At 43.3% G+C, this 21,439-nt stretch carries 18 protein-coding genes and 1 tRNA gene; 9 read left to right on the top strand and 10 right to left on the bottom strand.

The genetic code is table 11. From position 1 onward, the window contains the following. Positions 1-115 precede the first annotated feature (115 nt). Positions 116-1,132, top strand: a complete 1,017-nt coding sequence (locus tag RE474_RS02940) for a tetratricopeptide repeat protein (protein ID WP_309311499.1) — start codon at positions 116-118, stop codon at positions 1,130-1,132. 43 nt (positions 1,133-1,175) lie between these two features. Here the strand turns inward: RE474_RS02940 and RE474_RS02935 are convergent, their stop codons facing one another. Continuing rightward, positions 1,176-1,466 (bottom strand): DUF211 domain-containing protein, encoded by a 291-nt coding sequence (locus RE474_RS02935; protein WP_309311498.1) that lies wholly within the window; start codon positions 1,464-1,466, stop codon positions 1,176-1,178. Positions 1,467-1,667: 201 nt separating this feature from the next. On the opposite strand from RE474_RS02935, the gene RE474_RS02930 reads away from it, so the two are divergent. From RE474_RS02930 to RE474_RS02920, 3 genes are all read left to right on the top strand, one after another. Then, the gene (locus RE474_RS02930; protein ID WP_309311497.1) at positions 1,668-2,303 is read left to right on the top strand and encodes a histidinol phosphate phosphatase domain-containing protein; all 636 of its coding nucleotides are present in this window, start codon (positions 1,668-1,670) and stop codon (positions 2,301-2,303) included. A gap of 20 nt (positions 2,304-2,323) precedes the next feature. Then, positions 2,324-2,980, top strand: coding sequence for a cyclase family protein (locus tag RE474_RS02925; RefSeq protein WP_309311496.1), 657 nt, complete (start codon positions 2,324-2,326; stop codon positions 2,978-2,980). A gap of 220 nt (positions 2,981-3,200) precedes the next feature. After that, on the top strand, positions 3,201-4,067 hold the full coding sequence (locus tag RE474_RS02920; protein WP_309311495.1) for a flagellin: 867 nt from the start codon (positions 3,201-3,203) through the stop codon (positions 4,065-4,067). A gap of 108 nt (positions 4,068-4,175) precedes the next feature. Here the strand turns inward: RE474_RS02920 and RE474_RS02915 are convergent, their stop codons facing one another. The 7 genes from RE474_RS02915 to mcrB all read right to left on the bottom strand — a co-directional run bounded on the left by RE474_RS02915 (position 4,176) and on the right by mcrB (position 12,791). Next, a complete protein-coding gene (locus RE474_RS02915; protein WP_309311494.1) occupies positions 4,176-6,224 on the bottom strand; it encodes a hydantoinase/oxoprolinase family protein in 2,049 nt (682 codons plus the stop codon). Between the two features lie 220 nt (positions 6,225-6,444). After that, positions 6,445-7,593 (bottom strand): TIGR04083 family peptide-modifying radical SAM enzyme, encoded by a 1,149-nt coding sequence (locus tag RE474_RS02910; RefSeq protein WP_309311493.1) that lies wholly within the window; start codon positions 7,591-7,593, stop codon positions 6,445-6,447. A gap of 234 nt (positions 7,594-7,827) precedes the next feature. Continuing rightward, positions 7,828-9,546: a coenzyme-B sulfoethylthiotransferase subunit alpha gene (mcrA, locus tag RE474_RS02905; RefSeq protein WP_309311492.1), complete on the bottom strand. Its 1,719-nt coding sequence runs from the start codon at positions 9,544-9,546 to the stop codon at positions 7,828-7,830. A gap of 10 nt (positions 9,547-9,556) precedes the next feature. Continuing rightward, positions 9,557-10,306: a coenzyme-B sulfoethylthiotransferase subunit gamma gene (mcrG, locus tag RE474_RS02900; protein ID WP_309311491.1), complete on the bottom strand. Its 750-nt coding sequence runs from the start codon at positions 10,304-10,306 to the stop codon at positions 9,557-9,559. Between the two features lie 12 nt (positions 10,307-10,318). Continuing rightward, positions 10,319-10,921 (bottom strand): methyl-coenzyme M reductase I operon protein C, encoded by a 603-nt coding sequence (mcrC, locus tag RE474_RS02895; protein WP_309311490.1) that lies wholly within the window; start codon positions 10,919-10,921, stop codon positions 10,319-10,321. Positions 10,922-10,929: 8 nt separating this feature from the next. Then, on the bottom strand, positions 10,930-11,436 hold the full coding sequence (gene mcrD, locus RE474_RS02890) for a methyl-coenzyme M reductase operon protein D (RefSeq protein WP_309311489.1): 507 nt from the start codon (positions 11,434-11,436) through the stop codon (positions 10,930-10,932). 50 nt (positions 11,437-11,486) lie between these two features. Next, on the bottom strand, positions 11,487-12,791 hold the full coding sequence (mcrB, locus tag RE474_RS02885) for a coenzyme-B sulfoethylthiotransferase subunit beta (protein ID WP_309311488.1): 1,305 nt from the start codon (positions 12,789-12,791) through the stop codon (positions 11,487-11,489). A gap of 405 nt (positions 12,792-13,196) precedes the next feature. Here mcrB and mmp10 point away from each other — a divergent pair, with 405 nt between their 5' ends. After that, positions 13,197-14,444 (top strand): methyl coenzyme M reductase-arginine methyltransferase Mmp10, encoded by a 1,248-nt coding sequence (gene mmp10, locus RE474_RS02880; protein ID WP_309311487.1) that lies wholly within the window; start codon positions 13,197-13,199, stop codon positions 14,442-14,444. Positions 14,445-14,470: 26 nt separating this feature from the next. Here mmp10 and RE474_RS02875 read toward each other — a convergent pair whose 3' ends face one another. Further along, positions 14,471-17,896 (bottom strand): DNA polymerase II large subunit, encoded by a 3,426-nt coding sequence (locus RE474_RS02875; protein WP_309311486.1) that lies wholly within the window; start codon positions 17,894-17,896, stop codon positions 14,471-14,473. A 281-nt stretch (positions 17,897-18,177) separates the two neighbouring features. Between RE474_RS02875 and RE474_RS02870 the strand changes: the two genes are divergently transcribed. From RE474_RS02870 to RE474_RS02855, 4 genes are all read left to right on the top strand, one after another. Then, on the top strand, positions 18,178-18,636 hold the full coding sequence (locus tag RE474_RS02870; RefSeq protein WP_309311485.1) for a hypothetical protein: 459 nt from the start codon (positions 18,178-18,180) through the stop codon (positions 18,634-18,636). 252 nt (positions 18,637-18,888) lie between these two features. Continuing rightward, a tRNA-Leu gene (locus tag RE474_RS02865) sits at positions 18,889-18,974 on the top strand. An 18-nt stretch (positions 18,975-18,992) separates the two neighbouring features. Next, the gene (locus RE474_RS02860) at positions 18,993-19,832 is read left to right on the top strand and encodes a fumarate hydratase (RefSeq protein ID WP_309311484.1); all 840 of its coding nucleotides are present in this window, start codon (positions 18,993-18,995) and stop codon (positions 19,830-19,832) included. After that, complete coding sequence (locus tag RE474_RS02855) at positions 19,832-20,407, top strand: FumA C-terminus/TtdB family hydratase beta subunit (RefSeq protein ID WP_309311483.1); 576 nt, start codon at positions 19,832-19,834, stop codon at positions 20,405-20,407. The genes RE474_RS02860 and RE474_RS02855 overlap by 1 nt, the downstream gene beginning before the upstream one ends. Before the next feature lie 41 nt (positions 20,408-20,448). Here the strand turns inward: RE474_RS02855 and RE474_RS02850 are convergent, their stop codons facing one another. Further along, complete coding sequence (locus tag RE474_RS02850) at positions 20,449-21,438, bottom strand: type II secretion system F family protein (protein WP_309311482.1); 990 nt, start codon at positions 21,436-21,438, stop codon at positions 20,449-20,451. Between the last annotated feature and the right edge of the window lies 1 nt (position 21,439).

Genomic DNA, 21,439 nt, shown 5'->3' with positions numbered 1-21,439 from the left:
TATACTATAAAATAATGTAGTTTTTATAGTGCGTATGCAGTTATACTATTACTTGCAGTACTTTCTTGAACAGAAAAAGTTGCATGGTTATTGATGTAAATTCTGGAATCTGTCTATGAATTGTGAAGTCCCTGAACCTGAATCTCGTCCGCAAAAAAAACCTTTTATCTATGCTGGCGTCGGTATTCTTCTTCTCCTTATCGCAGGATATGTCATTTTTGGAGATTATATACAGGAACAAAGGACACTAAACCAGATAGACTCATTATGGGAGCAGGCATCACAATTACGTGATGAAGGTGACTATGACAGTGCACTTGAGGTGTATAATTCAGTTTTTAACTTGATATCTTCAAAGGATTTTCCACTGGAATATGGGATGAACCATTATTACCGGGCACAAACGTATGAGGAAATAGCATCTTCTGATACTGGGAATGCGTCCAGCCATCTGCAAAATAGCATCTATGCTTATGATTATTCCTTAAAGTTCATTACAGAGGATGAATATCCGGCTGAATATTTCAGGGTACACTACGGTCTGGGGGATGCTTATCTTAAACTATATGCTTCCAGAGGAGATTTAAGTGATCTGGATACTGCAATAGCATATTATGATAGTGCCCTGGGTTACTATTCCATCGCAGTTGATCCTATTTATTTTGCATCAATAAACAACAAACTTGGTAATGCATGGCGCAAAAAGGGAAATATTGAAAATAATGTTACCTGCCTTCAGACGTCTTTATCAGCATATAAGGAATCACTCCGGGTTTTCAGGGAAGATGTCTATTCCCTGGAATATGCAGGTGTCCAGAACAACCTGGGAAATCTCTACCTTGAGATGTCTTCATATGGAAATGAAAAAAGCAACGTTGAGAACGCTATCACTTCATTTAACAATGCTCTCAGGGTTTATACAATAGATAGCCGCCCGATAGAATATGCCACAGTCCAGAACAACCTTGGAAATGCCTGGTTTGAACTGTCCGAAATAGAAAATAAAGAAAGTAATGTGGAAAAGGCGGTTACCGCTTACAACGAAGCTCTAAAAGTGTTCACAGTAAGCCTTTTCCCGGTCGAGCACGATGGAGTTATACACAACATCGCACGTGCGTACAAAAGTCTCTAATAGCTGTATCGTGAAGATTCAGATAATTTTTAGAAGATTGATTTTATCTTTCCTGTAAGGTCTGCACTTCTTCCACCAGACGTTTTCCTGCAGCTATCTCATCAATACTGTGGACTACTGCACCCAGATTCTCTATGGACTGTTTGATTTCCTCGTAATCCAGGTTTTCTCCTTCTACTGTGATCTTTACAGTTTCTGTCTGCTGGTCTACTTCATATAGGCTCAAATTCACTCCGTGTACTCCTGGAAGCACACTAAGTACCGTGGACAATTCTACAATTGATGGATGATGGGGTTTAAGCACATCCAGCACCAATCTTCTAATTCCTGTCAATTTTTATCCTTCCTTATTAGAAAGTCATAATTCTGTAAGTATCAAGTATTAATGTCAAATATTAAATACTAAATATCGGACTTATGAACATTGCCTATAAAGCATTATATTATTTTTGTTTTCCTATGAATGGCTTTATCTAACTTCAGTACATAATAGGTTCTATTCTAAGATTGATTCTCAATCTTATGAGGTATTTTTATGATTGATATGCATACTCATTCTATTTTCAGTGATGGCGAACTTATCCCAAGTGAACTCGTTAGAAGGGCTGTTGTTCACGGTTACAGAGCAATAGGTATCACTGACCATGCAGACTTTACAAATGTAGAGCACATTATCAAGAACGTGAGCAAGGCAAAGTACCTTGAAGATGAGCTTGATATTAAAGTAAAAGTAGGTGTGGAAATCACCCACGTTCCACCACGTAAGATTGCTCCTCTTGCAAAAATGGCAAAGGATCTTGGTGCAGAGATCGTGGTTGTTCACGGTGAAACAATAAATGAACCTGTAATGCCAGGAACTAATGCTGCATCAGTTGAACTTGCAGATGTTGATATACTTGCACATCCCGGTTTTATCACTATCGAAGAAGCCGAAACTGCACGTGAGAATGATGTTTGTCTGGAGATCACTGCAAGGAATGGTCACAACAGGACAAATGGCCACGTTGCAAGGATTGGAATGGAAGCCGGTGCAACTCTTGTTGTAGATACGGATACACATAGCCCGAGCAATCTGATTACAAAGGAATTCGCCCTGAAAGTTGCAATGGGGGCCGGATTAACTGAGAAACAGGCACATGATGTGCTTAATAACTCCGTGCGCTTCCTGTAAATATTTCCTTTTTTAGTCGAATGCAGTTCAAAGTTATTGACATCACTACCGGAATATCCGAAGATACTCCGGTGTATGAAGGTGATCCAGTTCCTGTATTTGAAAAAGTGTCTTCAATTGAAAAAGATGGATTCACGGTTACCAGAATAAGTATTGGGACACACACCGGTACTCATATTGATGCACCTTTACATTTGTATGAAAGTGGAAGATCAGTTGCTGAAATTGATTCAGGGTCATTAATGGGAAAAGCTGTTCTTCTTGACCTTTCATTGGGTGATGGTCCTATCACTGATGTTGAACTTGAAAAAGCTTACAAGCTGCATTCAATGAAAGATTCAGATATTATTTTGATAAAAACAAGGGACTATTCTAAGGGTAACGATGGAAGTCTGCAATCAGGCAGACTGCTTGCGGCAACTGCGGGAAAATGGATATTTGATAACTGTTTCAGGGTAGTTGGTGTCGACACACTTTCTGTTGATGAAGACATATCCTTACCAAACCATCACCTTTTTTTGAGCAATAATGTCAATATTGTGGAATATCTGGACTTGAAGAATGCAAATGAGGGTGTTTATTTCTTTATTTGCCTTCCTTTAAAGCTAAAGGGGTGTGATGGAGCTCCAGCACGTGCAGTTTTGATGGACATCCATTCACTTGACATATATGTGTAACAATTGATTTTGTTTATTTTACAGGATGATTTAAATATAAGTATAATTATATTTGGTAGTGCAATTATGGTAACAGAAGTTACTAGCATGATATCTATATTAACTCGTCAAAAATATTAAATAACAGAATTAATATAGTATGAATCGCAATATAAACCTGTAACACGATTGCTAAAACGTTTCATGAGGGAATCGCACGAAAGCAAATCAGAGACATTTAATGCACAGGGATGACCGTGCACAGGTAGGTATAGGTACCCTTATCATCTTTATCTCCATGGTACTTGTGGCAGCCGTAGCATCTGCCCTTTTGATCAAGACCTCAGGAGTGCTTCAGCAGAAAGCATCTCAAACTGGTCAGGAGACAACAAGAGAGGTTGCTTCCAATATGCGTATTGACCGTGTAGAGGGTGAACGTGCGACATACACGACGGTCACTTATACAGATGGGACGTTATCAGCTACAGATTTAAATTGTTCTAAAGGAGGAATGGTCGAATGGATTTCCTCATCAGGAGATTTTAATATCTCAGTAGATGGTGGCGATGAGACTATTGTGGATGATGGTTCTTATTTTGAATATCGTTTTTCTCGCACAGGATCACATAACTATACTCTGGATGGTACAACATACGGTGTTACCGTTAGCGATACTGTAGACTATGGTGAGATTGCAAAACTGCATATTTCTGTATCACTCGGACCTGGTAGTGAAGATGTAGATCTGTCACAGCTTATTATTTATTTATCTGATGGAACTCACGTAGCTAATGTCAGGTATGATACTGATGCTGATGATGATGAAATCCATCTGGCAACAGATGAGTACTTCTCAGTAAGCCCGATACGCACTCGTGATTCATCTGTATTCAAAGCCACTCAGCCTGTTTTAAGAACAGGTGATATCATGGAAGTGGTAGTTGATATTCGAAGAGTATTCCAGGAAGATGATGATGAATATGAAGGTCTTGAACCAAGGACCGAAGTATCATTCCAGGTAAGACCTGAAGCTGGTTCTCTGGTAGTTTTCGACTTCACATCTCCGGGTGCATACTTCGATGAAAAGTACATCCTGTTGAGGTACTAAACATTCTACATTTAATGGACTAATAGAAAAACAGAATGATCAGGAGATAATACATAGCTTAATTGAAGCGTTGTGCTAATCTTCCTGATACGATTTTTTAATTATTCTTCACTTTCCTGAATATGAATCTTCAGCAGAGCGGGAACTGATTGCCTTTTTACGCATATATTCCGGAATTACATCCTTTTCCACAACAAGTTTGGACGTACCGATCCCTACTACAATGACTTTAGTCTCAACAGGTTCTTCTCCTTCCCTTACCATGAGTTCCTTTTTGGTAACTTCAATTTCAACCTCATCCTTGCCATAGCCGGCAGCTTTCATGTAATCCATTATTATTTCTTTACCGGTATTTCTGGCATAATCAAAAGCCTGGATGTAGTCCGGGAAGATCTGTCTTCCTTCCGGAGTGAACACAAAGTAACTGATGACTTCCTTTGCGTTCTTTAGTTCCTCATCAGTTACATCCTCACCTGTGATTGGAGCAAAGTCTTTCTTTATAAGAACTTCAACGCGTTTGATGCCCTTTCCAACAAGTGCACCAACAGCATTTCCAACGCTGGCATGTTCAGGAACAACTATGTTTGCATCAATAAGTTTTTCCATCTCTTCCTTGTATGCAACAACAGGACCGCCTAGCAGGATAACTGGTGTTTCCACTTTAAAACGTGTGTAGTTATTGCCTGAAAGCATCTGGTCAATAATAGGTTGGGATATTCCATCAACAAGGTAAGATATAAGGTCTGATGCCATATTCTTTGCAACCTTTTTCTTAACCATGTTGGCAACTTCTTCCTTGGTCATTCTTAGTTGTTTGGCAATCCTCTCAGCTCCTATTATAGAAGCTTCTGTTTCCCATTGATTAAATTCTCCAAGTACATGAAGTGCGTCAGTTGGTGTAAATCCTATAGACTGCACAAGGCGTTTCTGTATAAGACCATCAAGGGCACGCACACTTGGTTGTTTTTTCAGGCGCTGGAAAATATCTACATAAGATACCGGAGCTCCCTGAATAACATCGAATATTTCTTCCTCAGTCCTGGTAAGTTCCAGAGGCTTAAGGCCGGTACGCACAAAGAATTTTGTAGGCTGCACATTTTCACAGAGAAGTTTTCTGGAAGGTGATTTTGATTCTTTGAACCTTTCAAGGAATCCTTGATAAAGGGTTGCTGCACGGCAAAGAGGGATAACTCTCCTGGGGCCAATGTAGAATTTCTGGTCTTGTATCCATACATGACTATCCCCGCCGGTTGCGGAAGTTTCCATTCTGATGGCCTTTACCATTGTTTTCCAGCCACCAACAACAGCTCCCTGTTCACTGAGTTCCGGTACTCCATTTCTGATAAGAGCTACATCGGTACTGGTTCCTCCAACGTCAACCATTGCACATGTATCGTATTTTGTGAGGAAGGAAGCACCGACAAGACTTGCAGCCGGTCCGGAAAATATGGATTCTATTGGGCGTTCAAGGGCTTCTTCCATGCCAACAACGGAACCGTCACATTTGAGCATGAGCAGGTTTGCATCCATGCCTCTTGATTTTATGTCCTGCATGATTGACTGGATGAATTTATGTGTGATTGGCAGGAGCTGTGCGTTCAGATAAGCAGTAATGGCCCTGTCATAGGCACCGACTTCCTGGGAAAGTTCGTGTCCACATACCACCGGAAGCCCGGTAAGTTCACGGATTATTTCCTTGACACGAAGTTCATGTTCGGAATTACGGTTACTGAAAAATGATGATACGGAAAAAGCAGCAACATGGTCCTTCACCTCAAGGGCGAAAAGTTTGACACCATCTTCGTCCAAGGGGGCAGCTTCTTCACCATTGCTGGTGTGACCACCACTTAGCTGAACATAATATTTTGCCGGGAATCCTTCTTTTGGAATTACATAATCGCCTACAAGGATGACACCGACAGGGAAACCTGTGTCTTCAAGTATTGTATTTGTTGACAGGGTTGTTGAGACTGAAACCAGCTTTACATCCTGGACATATTCAGGATTCAGCGAATCGATTACTTTTTTAATTCCGCCTATTGGATCCGGATAAGTGGTAAGCACTTTTGTGGCATCCATTATCACACCATCTGAATCACGGATAATTACACCGTCTGTAAAAGTTCCTCCGGCATCAATGCCCAGACTGTATTGCATTTTGGTTCACTCCTTTCAAACAAAAATTAATTTCATAACTGATAATGTAAAAAACAATGGTTTTGCAATATTTAAGCATTACCACGTAATATCGGACAGAAGAGTATCTAAGAAAAAGTTTTCTGTCTGATGTCAGGCCAGATTTTAACACTAAAAAGATCATCTAATATACAGAAAAAGGATTCGATTAAAAAAATGATCAAATCCTTTATTATCTGTTCTACTCATATGTTTTCTTAAGCATAAGAGCCATTATTCCCGGCCTTGAAGGCTTCATGGGGTTCTGGAAGAAGTCCATCTCCATACCAGATCCGCCGAACATCTCATTATTGACTCTCTCGGTGATCTCGTCGAGTATCATTTTGTAAGAGATACAATGGGGATCGACATCCTTTATTTCTCCGCCTGTTGGGGTTATGGCATTGTAAGGGCAGCCGCCTCTGCAGTATTTTATGTGGGAGCAGTCCTTGCAGTTCTCATCTACGTAATCCTTGTAATCGAACATGAGCTTCCATGCATCGGATTTTGAAAGTTCTTCAATACCGGGATTGTCGCGGACATTGCCCATCACGTATTCCGGCATGCCTACAAAGCGGTAACATGGATATATTCCTCCGTCAGGTCCTATGGCTAAGACATCTCCCATACAGTCCACAAAAGTGCATACAGCACCTCTGCCACTAAATACGCCTTTACATAGGTGGTCAATGTTCATGACCTCGATCTTGTCCATGTTTTCCAGGTATTTGTCCAGGAGGTAGATAAGAAGCCTGCCGTATTCTTCCGGATCAAGAGCCCATTTTTCAGGTTCATTACCACGTAATGAAGGCAGAGCAGGGTGGAACTTGAGAGTCCAGCCGTTTTCCAGGTAAAAATTGAAAATCTCCTCTCTGAATTTTTCGGAATGGGAAGTGAAAGTGGTGATGAATCTGACTGAAAGTCCGTGTTCCTTTGCTATCTCATAGCCACGCATGGTCTTTTCGTAATATCCTTCCCCTCTCTGGAAATCATTAAGTTCTTTAGGACCGTCAAGACTGGAACCTATCGGAATATTATATTCCGCAAATATCTCAGCTATTTCATCGGTCATCTTCCAGAGGTTGGTCTGTATCGCAAAAGCCACTTTCTTCGGCTTTGCTCCCTCGACAAGGATTGGTAAAGCCTCCCTGTAGAAATCTGCGCCTGCCAGAAGTGGTTCTCCTCCATGGAAAGTAAAAGTAACAGAATCCTCCTTGAAGTTTTTGAGCCATTCAACTACTTCTTTAATGGTCTCGATGCTCATTATCGGGGATTTTTCCTCGGAACTCCAGCAGTAATTACATTTTCCTGGACAACCAAGTGTAGGGATCAGCATCACGTGAAAAGACATTTTAATAGCACCTTGTTTTTAAGTTTCTTCAAGGTTTCAAGTTATTAGTAGTTTTCTAAGAGCCATCTTTCCATAGATCGGTGATTGGATAGTTCTTCGGATAGATGAATGCTTTTGCAATATTTAGCCTTACAGAATAAAGAAGAACAGAATACTATGGAATCAAAAACAGAAGAATGAAACTTATTCAAAAAAGAATAAGTAGCAGGCATTAAGCCTGCACTTGTTTTAAAATTACTTTGCTGGAATGATGAGTGATCTCTCACCAGCAGGCTCGAACTCTCTGAGAGCTCCCCTTGCGAACTCCTTTCTTGGCTTGGAGAAGTCGAATGGGAGGAGGTCGTCTGCGAAGCAGATCTTGACGAGTGGGTTGACTGCGTATGCATCTCCACGTCCTGCGTGAGCAGCGGATGCAATAGCTGTGTAACCACCCTGGTGACCTACGTTCATTGCGTAGTTAGGGTAGTTTGGTCCACGGAGTTCAAGAGCAAGACCTTCGTCGGACTGGTATGAGAGTACGTTTGTAGCACCACACTGGTCCTGCAGGTCGTATCCGAAGAAACCGAGACGGCCGTGTGCTTCCTTGTGGAGGTACATACAGAGGTACCATCCGGAGAGACCAGCGTTTCCGTTTCCTGTTGCCAGGGATACAGCTGAACCAGCTGCTGCGGAAAGGCTTGTTGCTCTCTGGGATCCACCGAAGTGGTCTTCGAGGGTTGTTGGGTACTTCTCGTAGTTCTCGAGACCGTAGATTGTGGACTCTGTTGCGATGTCCTTTACTACTGCGAGGTCTGCCTTTACCTTGTTGTCGGTACCTGTGGTTGCTGCACCATCGTACTTGTCGTTGATGTAGTCTACGTTGTAGTAGAGGTTGTCATCAAGGATGTTGTTACAGTATGCTGCTGTTGCGTACTGGGTGAAACCTACACCACCGGACATGTATGAACCGAGCCAGATCTGGTCGTAAAGCATACATGCTCCACCTACTACCTCAAGGGTAACGTTTGCTGGGTCTTCTGGTGTCTTGCGGCTTGTCTGGATGATATCAGCCATGTGACCGAATGGAATTCCTCCTGGCTCGTTTGGTGCACGTGCACGTCTTGCTGGAAGCATTTCTCCCATCTGGATAACACCAGCGTGCTTTGCTGCGTATGAAAGGTCAGCTACTGCTGCTTCACCAGCACACATGCTGTATGCTGAAATGAATGCCATACCGACCTGCATAGCCATCCACCTGCTTGTCTGACCACCATCTGTGGTTCTGCTGACAATTGTTGGGATGTGTGCTGCCTGGAAGGTGTTCTTTCCGATTGCTGCCTTAAGCTGAGCTGCCTGCTCTGCTGGGAACTCCTTGTTGATGTCGATGAGGAACTGCTTGTCGATCTCGTCTGCGAGTTCATCGTCACCGGTGAAGATCTTGACGTAACAGTCATCTACAAGAGCTGGGTGTGTCTCGACCATGTGTTCCTGAACGACTGCTCCACCAGGAAGTGCGTGGTTGAGTGTCTCAAGGTAGTGGTTGATTGTTTCTGGTGTGACTTCGATACCGAGCCTCTTCTCGAGGGTCTCGTGTGCCATGTCCAGACCGACAATTACGGTCCTTCTGATGTCATCCCACATCTGCTGCATTGCAGCGTTGTTGACGTAGTGAAGGTCATCGATCTCGACCATGTCATCTGTTCCGGAAAGGAAAGATGGTGTGAGTGCTCTCTGACCGAGTGGTATACCACCACAGTGCATCATTGGGTTGTAACCGACAAGTCCTCTCTTCTTTGCGAGTTCCTGACCTGCCTTTTTCATTTCTAATTTACGTGGGTTCTGATCGACACCGAGTCTGTAGTATTCTACAGTCATGTCGGTGATCTTTCCACCTTCCATTTTGTTAGTACCGTGCTCTTTTGTGTACTTAATTTCCATGTGTTTTGCAAACATTCTCTTTCTATCGTCTGCCATTATAATCACCTCAGTTCTCCGGCTTGAATCCGTATGTGGTTCTCTGGTCGAATACTCTGTGTACCCATTCAATGACTTCTGCGTCATCTCTGAATGCTACATTATCGACACGGTAGATTGTTGTCCTCTTTGCTGCCTCTTCTGGGGACATTGGCTTGCCGAGGTTTACCTTCTTGTCGATTGGTCTTCCTACCTGGTCCTTGTGCATAATGATTACATCGCCTTCTTTTCTGCACCTGTCGAGCATGTCGAACATTACACCGTCTTCTGGAAGTCTGAGTGAGTGACCGTGTACTGTTGCACCTCTAAGGCTTGCGAGTGCTGGACATGTCATCTCGGTTTCCATCTGGAACTTTGCGATCTCTTCCATGTCTCTCTCACGAGCTTCAACGACCTGACGACCGGAAAGTGTTCCTGGGTCGACACCTCTGAAGTTGATTGCTGCTGCGTAGGATCTTACGTATGGTACTGATGGACCGTTGTACATTGAGTCAACGAACTGTACGTACCTTACCCTGTCACCAGCTTTTGCGCCTGGTGTTGGTTCTACCATTTCTCTGACTGAACACTCTGGCTCACCCATTTCTGCGAGTGGTGGGTGGGTGCTTGGGTAGTCGCTACCTGGTGCACGGTGACCGAGTATCATTGTCAGGTCATCGTCGGAGATCTCTCTGAGTTTCTCGACTTTACCAGACATGTGTTTTCTTCTGTTTTCAGCAACGGATGTTGCTCCTGGATAATATTGTGGTTCATATGCCATAATTATTCACTCCTAATTCTCTAATGATCTCATTGTGGTTTTCACGGCTTTCACGAGTTCGTTCAGTTTTTCCCTTGAACATGATTCGCCTCGTGTAACTCCTGTCACAATTTCCATTACCCTTCCCTTTGCTAAAATATCACTATCTTTTGGTTTTACAAGCCTTGTCTTTATTCCTGCCAATGCAAAATCCTCGAAATCAACGAGGGTCTGACAAACAACTACTGCTGGAATATCGGCCTGCTCAAGAATTGCCTTTACTTTTCTAACCACATGGTCCCTGATGTTTCCTGTGTGGATAACAGCCACTTTGTGTCTGTTGATCTGTGCTATCTCCTCAGGACTGATTCCAAAGGACCCGGAACCCATGTTGGTATCCGGAACACCTGAACCGGTGTTAAGCACAAGCACACTAACCTGGATTTCCTCACGACGCATGCCATATGTGAGTTCACATACTGGTTTTGTGATATGTCTTCTTCCCGGGCTCATTGCAACTGCGATCACATCAGGTCTTCCTGTTTCAGAGAGAGTACCGCGTTGTGCAAGTCCTCCTCCACGGCCAAGACCCATTCCGTGTCTGCAATCTACAACCTGTGTTTCCCGGTCGAACATTCCATCACTTATTCCATGTCATTAGGTAAGTCATCAGGTTTAAGGATGCATACTGGCTGGTTCTTCAGTTTTCCTTTAGGGTCAGTCATTCCGGTCATAAGAGGATCGGCACCAGCTCCACGCTTTGCATAGTCACTGACGGTCTGTCTCGTTGGAATGAAATGTCCTACCCTGAACTCAAATGGTACTGTAAGAACCTTTTCACAAACTTCCCTTACCTGCTCTTTTACATCTACGTCTACAACTTCCATACGGATGCTGCCTACGGATACGGCAAGTTCTATTGCCTGTCCTGCAACCTCGATTACAGCATTCCCGGGATGGTTCACAGGCATTCCTGTGGCAGGTCCGTAAGGAACGGTCTGGGGAAGTCTTGGGCCATGGACAAACAGCCTGATAATACCTTCTACATCAGCGATCTCGCTGAGCAGGTTCTGGGCTGTTTCGGGTTTGAGCAGCCTTGAAGGGAATATTTCAAGTTGCACAAAGTTTGCTTCTGAAAAAGTATCGGACATTTTTGTTACCTTTATGATTATCTGTGATATTTAAGGAGGGGTGTTGTGTCTTAGAGTGCACCTGCCACTGCCTTGATTGGCTCCTTGAATTCTGGAATGGATCCAAATACGTTACCGACAAGTGTGGATGTCTTCTCGATGGTGGTCATCTGTGTGCCTGCGTCAAGTGAGACTGCTGCACATACACAAGGAATTGCGAAACCTCTGGAGTGCCTGGTTACAACGTGGTTACCGTTGAAGATACCTGGTCCACCGCCACCATAGATGGAGTGACTGAAGAATGAGAATCCTACTGCAGTACCCTGTGCTCTACCCATGTCGACACCAGGAAGACCTGTTTCCTTCTCAAGAATGTCGTTGTAGTAGAGAATGGTTGATGATACGTTCTGAGCTGCTCTTCCTGCTGCACAGTTTACCATGGTTGCTGCAAGCTGACCTGCTGCTGCAATTGCGTTCCACATTGAAACGTCGTCTGCCTTGTAGAAGTTGTATCCGGATGGAGCTGTCTTGTCAACGGAGATTGCACCGACTTCGATTGCCTTCTCGACTGTTGAGTTGATTACAGTACCGATTGTACCGCTCTTACCGTTCTCTTTTACGATGTCGTAGACGTAGTTGCCTGCGTTAAGACCCTGGTATGCAAGACCGAGTAACTGGTGTCTCTCGAATGGTCCTACAGCGTTACCCATCTCGTACATACCTACCTGCTCGAAGATTGATGCAAGTGCTGCTGCATTGATTGCCTTCTTACCGGTAATTGCTGCTACGTGGTTTGTTGTGATGTTCCTCAGGGAGTAACCGAGACCTTCGTTGTTCTGTGGAATGCTGAGGATTGATGCGATGTTTGCGCCCTTCATGTCCATTGTCTGTGGGTAGCTTCCCCATACAGCGGACTTTACGATTGGTGCATCGAACATGTCAGTGTTGAACATGTCAATGATGGTCTGTACGACTGCTGCACCTGTTACTGTGCTTGCAGATACGAAGTCAGCACCGATCATTGTCCTTACGCTTGGGATCTGGACAAGGAGCTGCTTTCCGCCACCAAGTTCTGTTACTGCTGTGTCATCATCATCGCTGACCTGGATGAGCTTCTTTACTGCATCAAGGATAGCACCGGAGTTGCCTACGATGTCGTAGTCAAGTTCTCTACCGAGGATCTGCTTTTTAGATCCACCCATTGAACCGGTCTTGAGTGCTTTGTCGATACCTGCGAGGTTTACAGCAACTGTCCTCTTTGTATCTTTGATGATGTTTTGAATCGCTGCGTTCCTTGTTGGCGCAATAGCTGTAAGATCAACGCCGCTTTCCAACAGTTTACCTCTGTCGTCGTAAATGTCTATTTTATCAGACACGTATATTTTCCTCCTATGTTTCTATTCAGAAATCACCCATTTTGGAAACGTACAGATGAATGAATGAATGAAAGTCAATTACTTTGTACCACATAGTAATTTTCCGTACGAAAACTTTCCACTGGGAATTCTCGGAATTATTAAGCAACAATGACGTTTAAACCTTTTGCATCGTTTCACAACAATTTCGCAATCATCAACCGCAAGCATAAATCGAATATTAATATAATTGAGCAAGTATTGAATTCGCCCTTAATTTGACAAAGCTTAAATATCAGAATTATTTCTTAAAATTCCGCATTCTATTTTGTAGTATGTACTAAAGGTCCATCCTCCGGAATATGACTAAATATTAAAAGAATAACCGCAAACCTTTAAGTACCTATATAATATGTATCTCGTTCTATGGAGATCACTGCTGACGTAGGAGGCAATCCCGGAATAGATTGCAAAGGCTTCTGCACATACTGTTATTTTAAGAAAGTTAAAGAGAACCCTCCATTTGGCTGTAAATACTGTTTCCCTTTCAAAAAGGGTTGTGATTACTGCACCAGAGGTGTAAGGGAATCTTATTCCGGTTTCAAACCCGGGCAATATGTGTTCCAGGACCTGTACCAGCGTCTTATGATGGCAGGTGATAATATTGACAAGATCACCATAAGCGGTGGAGGTGATGTAAGCTGTTATCCGGATCTTATGGAGCTGGTGGCTAACATTGCCCAGTTCGGCCTTCCGATACATCTGGGATATACCAGTGGAAAAGGTTTCAGCAATGGTGACGAAGCAGAGTTCTTCATTGAATACGGAGTCACCGAAGTTTCATTCACAGTATTTGCAACAGACCCGGAACTGCGAAGACAATACATGCGTGACCCTGAGCCAGAAGCCGCACTGAAAGTATTGCGCCAGTTCTGCCAGCATTGTGATGTCTACGCAGCTATTGTTCTGATTCCCGGAGTTAACGACGGTGAAGTACTTGACAAAACCCTTGGCGACCTGGAAGAAATGGGTGCCAAAGGAGCTATACTCATGCGCTTTGCCAACAAGACAGAAGAAGGTCTCATACTGAACAATGCTCCTGTAATGGAAGGAATTGAAACCCACAGCATTGAAGAATTCGTGAAGATCGTAAGGGATGCCGATGCAAAATATAATCTCCGCATAACAGGAACACCACTTGAAGATCCGCTTATCGGCTCTCCGTATGCTATCAGGAATGAACCGGATGCTCTTGCGAGACTTCCTGAGATTCGCAAGGATGCAACAATACTTACCAGCCGTGCTTCAAAGGACAGGCTTCAGGAAGTGTTCACAAAACTTGGCAGTGCTGTCAACGTAGTTGCCGTGGATAAAGATATAGGTTGTCTGATAACCATTGAAGATGTGGAAAAGCTGGACCTTACGGATGTAAAGCAGACTGTGATTATCCCGGGAAGAGCATTTGTACACGACCCCGAATCAACTTCAGTTCTGTCCCGTGACGGTGTGTCTCGTTTTGTGCGCAGGGGTCCGGACATGCTTACATATGATGGTGAAATGTCTATTGGTCTTAGCAAAGAGGAAGTTCTTGAATTTGAAATAACAGGATTTAAAGAACTGATCCATGAAATAAATGCTATTGGCCTGGAAATTGGTGAACAGACCAAAGAATAACTATTAATATAATCGCTGCCGGCTGCTTACATAAACTCCAGCAGTCCGGTCTGTTTTGATTTATCATTCTCAAAGAGTGATTGCATGTCCAGGCCCAGCAAATCTATTCTCTGCTTGGTATAACTGGAAACGTTGTAGTTATGAGCCACTTTCTTTGAGACCTCAAGATACTTTTTCACAGCACCTTCGTGAACTGTAAGTATGACCCTTCCGCCGCATTTCGGACAAATTCCCGTAAGCGGGGGTCTGCGGAATTTTGCAGCGCATTTCAGGCATCTTGTTCCCTGTCTTGAAAATGCCCTGAGGTTACCGAACATGTCCGGCAGGAAGTGTGAAATAAGAACCCTTTCAGCTACATCAGGAGCATCGACCGCACGTATCTTATCGGCAAGAGCAAGCTGAGCATCCATTTTCTCTACCATACTGCCAAGTGTCTTGTAAGCACTGTTAAGCGGACCTGCGGCAATATCGGTTGTATCGTGAGTATACATAAAGTGCTCATATTGGTCAGGAGTTCCCAGCCTTGAACTTATAAGGTCAAATGTGGATTCCAGTTCCTTAGGATTTGTATATTTCTGGCTGGCTTCGTAGAACTCAAGCGGATAGTGATCGCACACATCTATATTGTGTGCCTCCTTGTCAACTTCACTGGGGTCCAGACGTGTGGTAAGCACAAGCGGAGCGTCCATCTTACCTCCTCTCTTTTCAGGAAGGTAATCCCTTGAGAAATTAATAAGACCGTCCATGAGCAACATGACACAGTCCTCATCACCGTCACAGTTCCTTCTTTTAGCTGCATGGAAGAAAGGATGCGCATAACCGACTGATGCTTTTGTAAAACCAACAAGTCTTCCAAGCACACCTGCAGAAGTGTGAGGTGCAAGTCCCATTAGCATTACTCCTACAAGGTCTTCAAGCTTCTCAGCTTTATAATACGGCTCCTCACCATAATATTTCTCAAGTAGGTCATCGACATACTTCGTGGTTCGTAGAAGGTACTGGCCACAATCGTAGGAAACTACAAGGTCCTGAACTTTCAGGCAGACAACCTGGTCGTCCCTTTCCAGTTTATTTCCATAGATATCTTCTGTATAGCCAATTCCAATCAGTTTCTCTACTTTAATTCCAAGCTCATCGGCACGAATATGTGTAAGCGGAATATCGGACATATCATACCTGACAGTCCCGTCCTTAAACGTATAAAGGTCATGTTTTGCGCGCAGGATACCTTTTTCAAGAGGTTCGGGAGTCATTGTTCCTGACATCATTCTCTTGACACCTTTTACCTCGATGTTCTCACGTTCACCGACTTTTGCAAAGGCAGCCTGATAAATCTCCTTGAAATTGATATTCTGCATTTTCACGCATGTAGTTTTAGAACCACACTTCGGACACTCCTCTTTCTGCGCTGAAATTCCACATCTCGGGCAGAATAGCTTGGGTACTGTGAATTCTCCACAGTCACAGCGGTAAAGGAAAGTATCCGTTCCACAGGCAGGGCATACTCTATTACCTATCTCAACACGTATCTGTCCAACCTTGCTGTTCAGCGAAGATATGTAGCCTGCGGCAGCCTCCATTTTTCGTGTATTTCCTGCAGAATCTCCGATAGGGAACAATACATGAGGAGCAGGGGACATTTTTCTCTTATTGGATTTCTCAGGACGTCCCATCCTTGCACCAATTCTTATTGGTGCGCGCTCTCTTACAATAAGGCCACTGAGTTCATTGACCACCGGTACAGTTTCTGTAAGTTCTTCCGGCAAAGAAGCCCATTTTTTCTGAAGGTCTGTGTCCAGTCCCAGACATCTGATGAATGGCAAGGGATTTTCTATGATGATCTTCCCGTCATTCAGTCTGTGCAGGACAAGGAGATGTTCAAGGATTGTTTTTATTCCGGAATCTCTGGTTAGGGTAAGTGGAAGTTCAAGTACCTTTGAATCCGGGGAAAGAACTCCATTCTCTGATACAAATAATGCAAGTGTTTCGTATTCCTGCACCGATATGTCATGCCACAGGTGTGTATGGGCAGGATGTAGTGGAACATTGTATTTTTCACTTAGTTCCAGTGCAAGTTCCTGTGATGGCTCTTTAAGTTCGTCTCTTGAGTAAGGTGAATTTTCAACTGTTTTTTCAAATTCCTGTATCCACCACTCAAAACAATATGATGAAGGCACAAGAGGATGGTTGTTCTCAAGGAAGTCACCGTAGTTAATAAGGATCTCACCGATATCTATAATGGTTTCAACTTCAGGATGAATCTCGATAGCTTCCTGTTCATCATCCACTCTTATTACATCGCCTGATCTCAGTCTCACAGTTGGCCCTTCCAGACTGTCAACAGGTGCCATTCCTGCAGCTTTTCCAGGTCTTTCAACTTTAAGTTGCGTGCCTGAAACGATAAAGCTGTCCATAATATACATGCTGGCAGGACTTATTCCTGCGGCAGCAAAGGAGGTGTTTCTTGACCTGCCATAGCGGAGTCTGAATCCACCCGGTCGCATGGGGTGAGAGAATACAGGTCTTCCTGCTATCAGGTCACGTAGATATTTATCCTTGGGTTTGACACCCACAAAACCACCGTCGTCATCACCTGAACTTTTTGTTCCGGCTATAAGTGTGTTGAGCCAGTCCCATCCATCCATCTCAAGTTTATTAACATGCTTCAGGACCTTTGGGGCTTTCAGTGCCAGACCTTCTGCAAGCACAAGACACATACCACCGCGAACCCTGTTGGTCTCTATCCTGTCCATGTTCCTGTAACCTTCAACTTCCTCGGCTTCGGTGGGTTCGCCATCTATGCAGATCGGACAATTCTCTACGATAAGTCTGATCTCTGATTCGGAAGGAGTATACTGTAAAGTTGCCACACGCCTGTAAAGCAGGATCTCTTCCACGTATCGTTCAACTTCTTCCTTTCGTGGTTTGTACCTTTCAATTCCTACTGCACGGCGAACATAATCTCCTACAAGAACAGACAGTGCCTGTGCAGTACCTCCTGCACTGCGTATCGGTCCCGAGTAAAATATCCTGATGTATTCGCTTCCGTCATCGTTCTTTCCAAGTGTGACTTTGTCGATTCCCTCTATTGGCGCTGCTACCACACCTTCGGTGAGCATTGCAACGGACACACGGATAGCGGCTTCAATTGCTTCTTCCTTTGAATCAAATGTACCGACAGCACCCTCAGCAACGGCTTTTCCGATAGCAAGAGCTCCTTCTTCACGTGACATCGTTTCGTCAAATATACGGATCTGCTCTGCAACCCCTTTTACGCCTATGAGATTCTCTACCCTGTCTGCAAGGTCTTTTGCAAGTGGAATTTCAATATGCGGTTTAGGGTCTTTGCCTTTAGAACGTGCGCGATTGGCGATTTCTATTTCTTTGTGGAGATTGGACTCAAGCTCTTCAAAATAGTCCCTCATGGCATCGCTTACTACAATCTCGCCCATTAGAAATCACCCTATTGAAGATGCAATTATGCTTATGTTCTTAAAACTGTTTTCCTGCAAAAAATATTCTTGCATATCAGGTTACAGACAACTATAACTATAATTGTATTCAATATATTATATGTACAATTAATGGGTGATCTAATGGCTGGAAATAATAGATTTTCGTACACTGGTATGTTATTCATTTTTCAGTTATCTGTGACATTATGTGGTTTACAATGTTCACATTAACCTATTGCTCTGTTAATGAGGAGATTATTTTGTACGGGAGGGACAAAATGAAAAAAATAATAATTCTTTTAATGCTACTGATGTTGTTCATGCCGGTAGCAAGTGCGGATATAGTCAGTGATCTCGAAATAAAAGTCAATGAATATAATGCAAATTCAGAGAACCTGTCTTCTTCTCTCAAAAGTCTGCTTGGGGATGAAGTGATAAAACTTGTCATCGTGGATGATTCGGGTAATACAATTTACATAAAAGCCGTCACTGAAGACGCATATGTAACTCTCTTTGAAGAAGTATCAGCAGATGATGATTTTGATGCTACCATGATCATCGGTACCAGTGAGGCCACTGTAAGAAGTATAATGGATTCTGAAACTCCGCTTGAAACTTTCATTGAAGCAAAAGATAATGGTGATATTGTCATTGAACCTGTAGGTCTTATGAACAGCATCACATATACTGTGGCAAACGTTATCCTTAAAATCTCACAGTTGTTAGGTCTTATCTGAAATGGATAAGTTAACCTCTAAGCATCAAAAAACCTTTTAACTAATGTCAGCGAATACTCCGTTCGCTGGCCACCTCTTTTATACTTCCGACCTTAATCTATAATTGTTGAATCAAGGTTTGTTTTTCCGTTTATATTAGGCTCCTTTCAATCATTATCACTTGTTGTATACTTTCACAGATTTGGATGTTCATATCCTGCAACAGTTAAATTTATAATAAATACGGCAATACTGGTATCGTTAATCTCAAGTGCGGGAGTAACCAAGTGGCCAACGGTGGCAGACTCAAGATCTGCTCGCGCAGGCGTTCGGGGGTTCGAATCCCTTCTCCCGCACCACACCAAAGGTGATCTTTTTTGTCAAGTTCCATTGATTATGATACTGTTGTATCTGCTGTTGTTAATATTCTAGAAGAGGCTGAGACCGTACTGCCACAGGATGTTGTTGATGCATTAGAAAAAGCTGCATCTGAGGAAACGTCTCCTATTGCAAAAGAGCAGCTTGAAGCTATCCTGAAAAATATAGGGATCGCAGCAAAGAAAAAGGTGCCCATGTGCCAGGATACCGGCATACTGATATTCTTTGTAGAACTCGGTCGTGATTCCAGAATGGACTTCAGGCTGGAAGATGCTATTCTTGAGGGTGTGAGAAAAGCAACTGCATCTATACCATTACGTCCTAATGCTGTTGATCCGTTAACCCGAAGTAACAGTGGAAATAACACCGGAAACGGGATTCCTGATATAAAATACGAACTTGTGGACGGTAGCAGCATAAAAATAACCGTGGCACCGAAGGGTGCAGGTTCTGAGAACATGAGTTCCATAAAAATGCTCAATCCTACTGAAAAGGACAGCATACGCAACGTTGTGCTTGAAACAGTTCTTAACGCAGGTGGAAAACCATGTCCTCCGGTTGTTGTAGGTGTGGGTATTGGTGGTTCATTTGATAAAGCTGCAAGACTTGCTAAGTCCGCCCTGCTTGAGAAAGTTGATGAGATGACCGAAGAAGAAAAAGCTCTTCTTGAAGACATAAATTCACTGGGAATAGGACCAATGGGACTTGGAGGGAAAACAACCGCCTTAGCAGTTCACATTAAAAAAGCACACTGTCATACGGCATCTCTCCCTGTTGCGGTGAATATACAGTGCTGGGCAAATCGCCATGCTTCAGTTGTCCTTGGTGGTGATGAATAATGGAATACAGGCTAAATACACCACTGAAAAAAGAAGATGTTGATAAACTGAAAGCAGGTGACATTGTTTATCTCAGCGGGACTGTTTACACTGCAAGGGATGAAGCCCATGCAAGGATTCTTGAAATGGCAGAGGAAAAGAAGGAACTTCCATTTGACCTTGAAGGTGCGGTAATCTACCATTGCGGTCCCCTCATGAAAGGAAAAGATGATGACTGGGAAGTTGTTGCAGCCGGACCAACTACCAGTGCAAGGATGTCTAAAATGACACCTAAACTCCTTGATATTCACGGCGTGCGTGCATTTGTGGGAAAAGGTGGCATGGATAACGTAACAGGAGCCATGAAAGGAAAGTCTGTCTATCTGGCATTTACGGGAGGATGTGCAGCCCTTGCAGCTATGAGCATTGAAAAAGTAAATACAGTTCACTGGCTTGATCTCGGGATGCCCGAAGCCGTATGGGAACTGAAAGTGAAGAATTTTGGTCCTCTGGTTGTGGGAATAGATTCTCACGAGAACGATCTTTTTACAGATGTAAGAAAAAAAGCACTGGAAGCTTATTCTAAAATAGAATAAGCCTTCCTTAAATCATTTTATTTTCTTTTATTATATTGGTTTTAGATCACGAAAGTGAATACCATCCATGCTATCAGGGTAAGGATTATTGAATGTTTCAGGCCCTGGAATACGGAACCTTCTCCCATTTGTCCGGCCACCAGTCCGCTCATAAATCCCTGTATAACACCAGTATGCATCATGAGGCGTGTGTATTTTGCCGGATCAAATGCACCAATAAACTGACTTCCAGCACCGGCAGCCTGTGCAGCCTTTCCGGCTTCTGCCATGGTGGGTACGAAGGTTGATGTGAGCATTCCTATTACAAAAAGGAACACAAAGAATGACATGTAACTGATAACCACATATACCATCATGTTACCACGTCTCTCACGTTCCAGCAGTTTAACTTCCCTTGCATCACGGGCAGCGGCCTCAAGAACAGAAACAACACGGCCTCCAGCTTTGCTTGCCTGTGTGATAAGTGAAACAGATCTTACTATAATAGGGGTTGGTACTCTTTTTGCAAAGGTCTGTAGTGATTCTTCAAAAGAAACACCCCAGGACATTGAAGCATCCATGGTCTGAACTTCCTTTGTAAGGGCCCCGTATTCTCCTTTTGCAACAGTGTTTACTGCTCTTGGAAGAGTAAGTCCTGCCCTGCTCATTTCGGAAACATCCCTTAGGAAAGTAGGCAAATATTCTTCGATAGTATCCGTTCTCTTGTATTTCTTATGGAACGTAAATGCAGGAAGTGTAATAGAAATAAGCACTGAAAAGATTATCACGTCATCTATGATCGGAGTGCCCCATGTAGCTATCATGCCAATTGCAAAAAAGACCATTGCAGTAGGCACGCTAATGGCAAATGAATATTCGGGATATGTATATAGTGTATTTAAAGGATCCTTCATGAATTCCTTTATTATTACATTCTTCGTTGCTTTCTCCATTTTTGAACTGATCAGGTTGTCTTCCAGCTCCCTTAATTCTTCTTCCGTAAGCATGTCCTGATCTTCTGTGTTGAGATTCAAAAAATCGGCTAATTTCATA

Origin of the sequence: Methanolobus sediminis (assembly GCF_031312595.1) — an archaeon.
Classification (GTDB): Archaea; Halobacteriota; Methanosarcinia; order Methanosarcinales; family Methanosarcinaceae; genus Methanolobus; species Methanolobus sediminis.
Note: the sequence above shows the minus strand (reverse complement) of the source record. Positions and strands in the feature narration are given on the sequence as shown.